Origin of the sequence: Clostridium sp. CAG:43 (assembly GCF_000434655.1) — a bacterium.
In the GTDB taxonomy this organism is placed as follows: domain Bacteria; phylum Bacillota; class Clostridia; order Lachnospirales; family Lachnospiraceae; genus Otoolea; species Otoolea fessa.
The window spans coordinates 3352-11788 of sequence record NZ_FR895109.1; the positions used below are offsets into that span (position 1 = coordinate 3352).

Sequence of the window (8437 nt, forward strand, 5' to 3'; positions counted from 1 at the left end):
TGTTTGAATCCGTATATCTCCTTACACCAGCGGCTTATATTCCTCTATTTCCATCTCCGCAAACGTATCCATATCCCGGTAAATGGACAGCGCCATATCCAGCAGTGGAAACAGCGCCAGCGCCCCTGTACCTTCTCCGAGTCGAAGTCCAGCCTGGATAGCCGGAGTTACTCCTATCAAATCAAGCAGCCAGATAGACGCCGGTTCCGCCGATACATGGGCTGCCAGCATATAGTCCGTCGCTGCCGGTGCAATTCTTCCAGCAGCTGCCGCCGCAGCTGCCGCGATAACCCCGTCAATCACAACCGGAACATGATAGATGGCACCGCCCAAAAAAGCACCTGCCATCGCCGCCAGATCGAATCCGCCTACCTTTTGCAATACCTCCATGCCATCCATGGGATCCGGGTGATGCAGTCCGATTCCACGCCGGATTGCCTCCGTTTTCCGTTTCAATCCAGCCGAATCTAAACCCGCCCCAGCTCCAGTGACAAGTTCTGGATCCTTTTGCAGCAGAACCGATGCGACCGCACTGCTGGTCGTCGTATTGCCGATCCCCATTTCACCCACTGCAGACAAGCGGTACCCCTGCTCCTTCAGCACACGCACCGCATCGATTCCCGTCAAAATGGCTGTCAACACCTCCTGGCGCGTCATCGCTGCTGCTTTTGTAAAATTGGAAGTTCCACGGCGGATTTTCCGTTCCGTTAGGGGATGAAGTTCTCCCCGATGTTCTACCTCACAGGCAATTCCCATATCGATCGGAAACACATCTGTCTCTGCCTTTACAGCCATCAGGCAGGAACAGCTCCTCCCGCGTGTCATATTCGAAACAACTGCCGCCGTAACCTCCTGCCCGGTCTGTGATACTCCTTCTTCGACTACCCCATTATCTGCACAAAAAATTAAAAGCGCACGCTTGGAGAAGTCTNNNGCGCACGCTTGGAGAAGTCTGGCACTTCCTCCCCCTGCGCTGCCGCCGCCCGCACAATATCTTCCTCCAGGACTCCCAGACTGCCAAGCGGTTTTGCCACATGCCCCCAATGCTTTTCTGCCTGCTCCCGGATTGTCTTGTCCGCTGGTACAATCTGTTTCTTAAGCTGGTCAAACCGTATTTCCAGCTCTTTTTCCGAAAAATGCCGAAAATCTTCCAGAGATTCCAATGTCTTCATATTCTCCTGCTGCATCTATATGTTCCTCCCGTTTTCATTTCCGGCCTTTTCCATGGGTCCGTGAACGGGCGTACCCTTTCAGTCTATCGTTTACCGGTTCAAAATTCCGCCTATGATTGTACCATTGACCGGAACAATACGCAAATACAAATTTGTTCTCACACCGAAAGCATGAAAAAGAATGTGCCTTGGCACATTCTTTTTCAAACCCATCTTATAAAATTCCATTTCACATATCCATACAAAACATACAGTCTTAGGAAACGCAATCACTTAATCCTCACGCAACCCCTTTCAACATCCACTCATACGCATCATACGCCGTCCGCAGGGAAATCTCGGCAGTCTCTAGTTCTGCTTTTTTCTGCAGATAAGACGCCTCACCCTGTAAATACGTTGCTTTATTAATCGCACCGGACTGATACTTAATCTGGGTGGCGCCGTATGTTTTTTCGGCAGACTGGTAGGCTGCCTGCGCCGCGTCGCGTTCTAGGCTTAATGCCGCTATCTCAGCGTACTGCTCATCCGCTGAGGCGCTTGCGGCGCTCTCGGCTTCCTCGATCTGCTGATGGCGCAGCTTGCGCGCCGCATCTCCGGTTGCGGAGGATCGTCTGGCTGATTTGACACTGGAACTTGCAACGACAGCTGCCGCGCGGTCCGCATCCAGATTCATAGAAGCCAGTTCCGTTGCCGATACGGCTGGAATTTCCCCCAGCGTAATAGAAGTTCCGCTCTTTCCAAGTAAAATGGCAAGCTGGCGCAGCGCCTTATTTGCCTGATCGGTCGTGGATTGTAATGCTGTCTGGGCGCTTAGCAGGTTTTTCTGAGCCTGCAGCAGATCCGTCTCCGTGCAAAGCCCCGCTGCCAGTTCCCGCTCTTTGCGATCCACCTGCGCCTGATAGTTCTCTGCCGTCTTGGCAGCCGCCTCCACCTCGTCCTGAAGCTGCCGGCAGGTGCCCCACTGGATCTGTGCGGTCTTTACGACCTGCCAGACCGTCCGGTTTCTGGACGCACGGCTTGACGCCGAATTTAAGGAAGTGAGCGACTTTTTATACTGCTTCGCTGCCATCGACAGCGTTTGTGCATTTCGCTCATAGGTGCCGATCAGTGCCTCATCTCCGCCCGCATCTTCGAGCTCATCTGCTTTATAGTTCATATCCCGGGCACCGGAAATCATCGCATCGTAGGCTTCCTGGTAGACGGCAAGGCTGTCCTGATAACTGTAATCGGCGCTGACAGCCGTTCCATTGCCGCGCCGCACCAGCGCCTCCAGTTCCCCGTACTCTATCACAGAATCCGCTAGCTGTTCCTCCGTATAGGAGCCCGACTGGCTGGCGATCGTATTGTCTGCGCTATTTTCGGTTATGGTGCCATCTTCCAGCGCCGGACCATCTGCTTCGCTGTCTGAATCACTTTCTGTGCCGGAAATCAAAGGCGTTTTCGCCGCCTGCGCCGGGCTCGATACAAGAATACAAGCCGCCAGGGCAATTCCGATCGAACGACTCAATCTGCTTTTTCCGATTCGTTTCACATTATGACCGTCCAGGTGCACCTCCAAAGCACTTGCACCGCTTCGGTCTCTTTCTTGCCCCTTGCGCATCTTTTGCTCTGTCCCAGCTTCCGCGTTCATCCATTTTCCTTTCAGATTTCGCATCATCCGCCCACCCCTTTCTACTGCGTGGACGCCAGGCCGTCCACCGCCCACTGGTAGGCGAGCTGCGCCTGGAGAAGCGACATCGCTGCCGTCTCTTTTGCCACGGATGCCGATTCATAGGAATAGGTTGCGCTCTGGTATGCGTTCTGGCTGATAAGTCCGGCTGCCAGCTTGCGGTCGTTGGTCTGTTTCGTCTTTTCTTCTAATTCAAGGCTGCGTTTTGCCTGTTCATACTGTGCCTCAGACAGCTTCAGATTCTGATAAGCCGACTGGACATTCGACTTGACTGCCTCCTTCCCGCTGGTCAGAGTTGTCTGGTACTGCTCTTTAAGGGTGCTTGTCATCGCGTTGTTGACCTGACGTGCCAGAATCTTTAACTGATAATTATTTTCCTGTGCTTTCGCAATGTCCTCTTCGAGGTTGACCGATGCACTCATCTGTTCCTGCGGGTCCGGTAATGCACAGATTTCTACTGATGCGCCATATTTCCATCCAAGCATCTGGCACAGAGATTCCTTCGTCGATGCAATATTGCTCTCCGCCGTCGTGATGGACGCCTGCGCTTTTAAAAGAGTCTCCTTGGCATCCATCACATCCGTCTGGGTCGCGCTTCCGGATGAAAGCTTTAAGTTTGCCGTCTCATAGTCTTTTTCTGCCTTGGACACCTGGTTCTGCACACTCTTTAAGTTTTCCTGGGCATTCCAGTACTGGATCATCAGGTTCTGCGCCTGCTGTACCAACGATTTCTCGGTCTGCGTATACCCCCACGCCTTAACATTCGCATCATCGACGTTATTATCGCCCTGCTCGCGCATCTGGGTCGCGGAATCCTCGCTTCTCTGTGCTGCTGCCAGTGCGGAACCATAATTCGCATCATCTGAATCCGGGTACTCGATACTGCTCTCGATCTCATCTGCCGCGTCATAATATTCCTGCGCGATCTCATTGCTGTCTTTGCCCTGATAATCCTTGTACTCGATCCGGTTCTTCTCCACTGTGCTGTTGTACTCATGGATCCGATCAGCAATCTCGTCAAATTCGAGCTTATCATCCTGCAGCGAAGCCCATTTTTCTGTGGAATATGCAAATTGCGGGCTGGCTGCCAATACCTGGACCGGCGCACCTGCCGCCAGGAATACTCCCAGTGAGCAGGCTGCCACGCCAGAGGCAATCCGGCGGGTCAGGCACAATCTTCTATTTTGATTCATGTATGTCACTCCATTCCGATCTATCTGATTTTAACAACCATTCCTATTCTGCTTTCATTTATCTCACTTGTTTTCAGTTGTTTTTCCATTATTTTAACCATACCATATCTTCGTGTCATTTTGTGAAATATCGTAACCGTTTCTTTCCTCACAGTTACGATATTGTTACTGTTCACGCATCGTGCCCAGTAACGGAATTTGCCGTGGCTTCGCATAACTTATATCTAATCCACATCCGGTATCTCTTCCTTCGGTTTCCGGCTCAGCAGTGCGTAATATACTGGAACCATGAAGAGCGCGACAATCACACCTGCGCTCAGACCGCCAATATCTACGATCGCCAGACCCTGTGTCGTGGAACCGCTGCTTCCGATTGCCAGTGCCATCGGAATCATCGAGAGGATGGTTGTCATACTTGTCATCAGAATCGGCCGGATACGGGTCGCACCTGCCTCGATGAGCGCTGTCCGCAGATCCATCGTGGAGCGATACTGGTTGACCGTATCCACGTAGAGAATACCGTTATTTACAACAGTTCCGACCAGAATCAGAAAGCCAAGCAGGGACGTCATACTGATGCTGACGCCGGTCAGCTTCAGTAATCCGAAGGAACCAACCAAACTGAACGGGATGGTCGTCATAACCATGATGGAAAACTTCACAGACTCAAACTGTGCCGCCATGACAACGAATACCAGGAATACTGCAATCGCAATCGCGCGGTACAGGGAGCTGAACTCACTCTTCATCATACGGTCACGGCTGTTCTGCCCAATGCTGATTGTACCGCTTAAGTTCGGAGTAATTACCTCACTGTTGATTTGCTGCTGTACATTATCACCGGTGTAATCGGCAGAGATTGTGATCTCATATGCACCGTCGGTTCTGGAAATCGAAGCCGGACTGTCCTCAAATACGACATTTGCCACATCGGTCAGTGCCACCTTCTGTCCGTTTGTTGCCGTCAAAATAATATCTTTTATGTTATCAACTGTCTCGTACTCGCCCTCCGGATACTCAACCGTTACCGTAATGTCCTCGCCGTCAATTTTAAGTGTCGTCGCGTCAATACCGCTCAACATCTGGTTGATCGTCGTTCCGATACTGGAAGCCGTGAGTCCATACGCCTTTGCCATGACCGGATCAATCTTCAGGGTAATGATCGGTGCATTATTCTCAATACTGGAATGGATGTTGATGACATCCGTTCTTGCTGTCATTTCCTTGACAATCTTATCACTAACTTCTTTTAATTCATCATACTGCGTGCCGTGAAGAATCACTTCATAGCCGCGCTGTCTTCCCATGAAGCTCATGGAAGTCGATGCCGATACGTCGATCGTACAGTTTGCAATGTTATCCATCTCTTTCTGCCACTGATCGGCTACATCGTCTGTTTTCATGGTACGGTCATCTTTCAGATAGGCACTGATCTCGCCGCTGTCTCCGTTGTAACGCAGCATGTACGAATCAACCTGGTCGCTCGCGGAAACAATCGCCTCCGCTTCTGCCAGCGCCTCCTCGATCTTTTCCTGTTTCAGACCCGGACGCGTCTCAATGCTGACACTGACCGTACCGGTATCATCCGATGTCATCAGCTCCGTCTGCATTCCGCTCGCCAGAATTACCGTCAGTACAAGTACCAGAACCGAAAATCCCATAACCATCGCTTTGTGGTTTAACAGACGGTCCATGATGCCGCGGTACCATTTCTGTAAACGTTCAATCGGACGTCCCATCAGGGCGCGCTTCGCCTCGCTCGGTTTGTAGAACAGATAGCACAGCGGAACCACCGTCATCGCAGAAAGCAGGGACGCCGACATACAGAACACGATCGTGAATCCCAGCGGTTTGAACATCTGTCCGGTCATACCGTTTAAGAATGCCAGCGGCAGGAATACGACACAGGTCGTGATCGTCGAACCGATGATCGAGTTGATGACAATGCCGGTTCCATGAAGCGCTGCTGAAAAATAGCCCAGCGCCCCCTTGTCTTCCTGCTCCGCCGTTGCACGGAAACAGCTCTCCAGTACAACGATCGAGTTATCGACCATCATGCCGACGCCGAGTACCAGCGCACTCATCGTGATAACGTTCAACGAAAATCCTGCTATCGTGATCGCAATCAAGGACATCAAAATCGAAGTCGGAATCGAACTTCCGACGATCAGGGACGCCTTATAATCGCCAAAGAACAGGAAAATGATGAACATGGAGATGATAACAGCCAGAACCATTGTCTCTGCTACGTCTTTTAAGGAATCAAGAATTGTGTCAGATGTATCATTTGCAACCGTGATCGTCAGATCCGAATCATCTGCCATCAATTCTTCAACTTTTTCTTTTACAGCCGAAGACACTTCCATATCTGTGCTGTCCTGCTGTTTCTGAATCGAAATGGAGATCGTCTCCTGACCGTTGTAACGGGAAATGCCGCCCCGGTCTTTCGTTGCCTCATACACATTTGCCACATCCGACAGAGAAATAATCTGTCCTGCCGGCGTCTTGATTGGAATATCCCGCAGCTCATTTACCTGTTCTGTTTTTAAGGAGGTAGTAACGGAAAGCTCCAGGTTTCCGGCATCTGCCTCACCCGACGGGGATGCCACGTTCGCATCGCTGATCGCACTCGCAACATCCTGCATGGTCAGATTGTACTGATCCATTTTTTCAGACTGTAATTCAATGCTGACGTACTTAGAAGAACCGCCTCGCGTCTCAATGTTTGCAATTGAAGAAATTCGCTCTAATTCAGGTACTATCTTCTGATCCACATAATCATAGAGGTTTGTCTGCGTCTTATGTGCAATCGAAAGCATCATGCTGTCTCCTTGATTGGAGTTCATCGACATAACGCTCGGTTCCACATCATCCGGCAGCGCCCGCTGGATATTGTCCAGTTTCTGCTTTAAGTTGTCATACGCCTCATCCATATCGGTGCCGTAATCGTACTGAAGCATGATCATCGAACGTCCATCGCTCGATGTGGAGGAAATCGTGTCCACGCCTTCCATCGTGCCGATCGCCTCCTCGATCGGTTCGGTTACCAGCTCGCTGATATCCTCCGGTCCTGCGCCTGAATAATTTGCCATGATAATCAGCATCGGCGTCTCCATATCCGGCATCTGCTCCAGCTTTGCCGAAAAGACCGATGAAATGCCGAATACAACCAGACACAACAGAGCCATGACAGTAGTAACCGGATGTTTCAGGATATATTTCGTTACTCCCATGTCTTACATTCCTCCTGTCCTACTGTTTCTGTCCATTTTTTTTATCTTTCGGAGCACCTGCACCACCCGAAGGCTGATCGTTTCCGCCATCTGCCGGAGCGCCCGCTTTCTGTCCATTTTCAGAGCCTGCCGGGGCATCGGCTTTCTGGTTTCCAGCTTCATCCGCTGCTGCCGCGTCTGTTTCTTTACCCTTTAAGTTAACGGTTGAACCCTCATAAAGCTGGGAACTCCATGTACTGATGACGAGATCATCTGCCGTCAGCCCCGACTTGATCTCCGCCAGCTCTGTATTATAAAGCCCCACTTCGACTTCCACTTTATGTACCGTTCCGTCCTGGTAAACATAGACATTTCCAACGCCGTTATCATAATAGATCGCATCTACCGGCACGGTCATGACATTCTCTGCACGCTCAGAAGTTACTGTTACCTTGACAGTACTTCCCGTTGAAAGGCTGTTCGCCTCCGGCAGCTCTGCTTTTATCTTAAACAGACCGTTGCTCTCGTCCGCCATGCTGCTGACATCGGTAATCACACCATCATAAGTCGCTCCATCTTTTACAATCGTCATCGCGTCGCCCTGGTTTAAGTTGCTCATAACACGCTCGGATACGTAGAACGATACCCTTTTATCTCCCTCACCGGAGATAACGCAGAGCTGCGCCTGCTGGTTGACATGATCATATACATCAATATCCATCGTCTCAATCTTGCCGGAGATCGGTGCGGTCACGGAACTGTATTCCACCTGGCGATCGTAGTTTAATTTTGCCGATTCATAATTTAACTGTGCCGTCTTCGCCTGGTTCTGATACTGCTCCCATTCCTGATCAGAAATATCTCCTCCCTGATAAAGAAGCTGCATACGGCTTAAATTGCTCTGTGCCTCGGTCAGGTTAACAGAGGCGGAGTCCATCGCATTTTTCGCCGTCTCAACCTGTTCGGTATTGATCGTACAGAGAAGCTGACCCGCTGTCACCATATCACCGACGCTGACGTTGACACCCGTCACATCGCCGGATGCCTTCGCATAGACATAGACAACGTCCGATGCCTCGACAGTACCGGATGTGCTGGTTGTCCGCTCGATCGTTCCGCTCTTTGGATTCTCAGCCGCAACCGTCGCCACATTGTCCATCTGCGTGTCCTGCATACCGCCCGGACCGCCGC

6 protein-coding genes (1 of these 6 cut by a window edge) are annotated in these 8437 nt (G+C 51.1%); all 6 read right to left on the reverse strand.

The window, feature by feature from the left end; genetic code table 11:
* Positions 1-21: 21 nt before the first annotated feature.
* Positions 22-906: a nicotinate-nucleotide--dimethylbenzimidazole phosphoribosyltransferase gene (locus QVO97_RS10390; protein ID WP_369678416.1), complete on the reverse strand. Its 885-nt coding sequence runs from the start codon at positions 904-906 to the stop codon at positions 22-24.
* Positions 906-1187, reverse strand: a complete 282-nt coding sequence (locus tag QVO97_RS12805; RefSeq protein ID WP_022360255.1) for a nicotinate-nucleotide--dimethylbenzimidazole phosphoribosyltransferase — start codon at positions 1185-1187, stop codon at positions 906-908. Before QVO97_RS12805 ends, QVO97_RS10390 begins: the two co-directional genes overlap by 1 nt.
* Positions 1188-1452: 265 nt before the next feature.
* Positions 1453-2703 (reverse strand): TolC family protein, encoded by a 1251-nt coding sequence (locus QVO97_RS10395; RefSeq protein WP_288189637.1) that lies wholly within the window; start codon positions 2701-2703, stop codon positions 1453-1455.
* A gap of 140 nt (positions 2704-2843) precedes the next feature.
* Positions 2844-4034 carry a TolC family protein gene (locus QVO97_RS10400; protein WP_022360257.1) on the reverse strand — a complete coding sequence of 397 codons (1191 nt, stop codon included), beginning with the start codon at positions 4032-4034 and terminating at the stop codon, positions 2844-2846.
* A 224-nt stretch (positions 4035-4258) separates the two neighbouring features.
* Positions 4259-7267, reverse strand: a complete 3009-nt coding sequence (locus tag QVO97_RS10405) for an efflux RND transporter permease subunit (RefSeq protein WP_022360258.1) — start codon at positions 7265-7267, stop codon at positions 4259-4261.
* Positions 7268-7286: 19 nt separating this feature from the next.
* Positions 7287-8437, reverse strand: the 3' portion of a protein-coding gene (locus QVO97_RS10410) for an efflux RND transporter periplasmic adaptor subunit (protein WP_369678415.1). It continues 40 nt past the right edge of the window; only the last 1151 of its 1191 coding nucleotides appear in the window; its start codon lies off the right edge, out of view; its stop codon occupies positions 7287-7289.

Coding starts and splice junctions, on each gene's coding strand:
- QVO97_RS10400 (WP_022360257.1), bottom strand. CDS start 4,034: ATGAATCAAAATAGAAGATTGTGCCTGACCCGCCGGATTGCCTCTGGC.
- QVO97_RS10405 (WP_022360258.1), bottom strand. CDS start 7,267: ATGGGAGTAACGAAATATATCCTGAAACATCCGGTTACTACTGTCATG.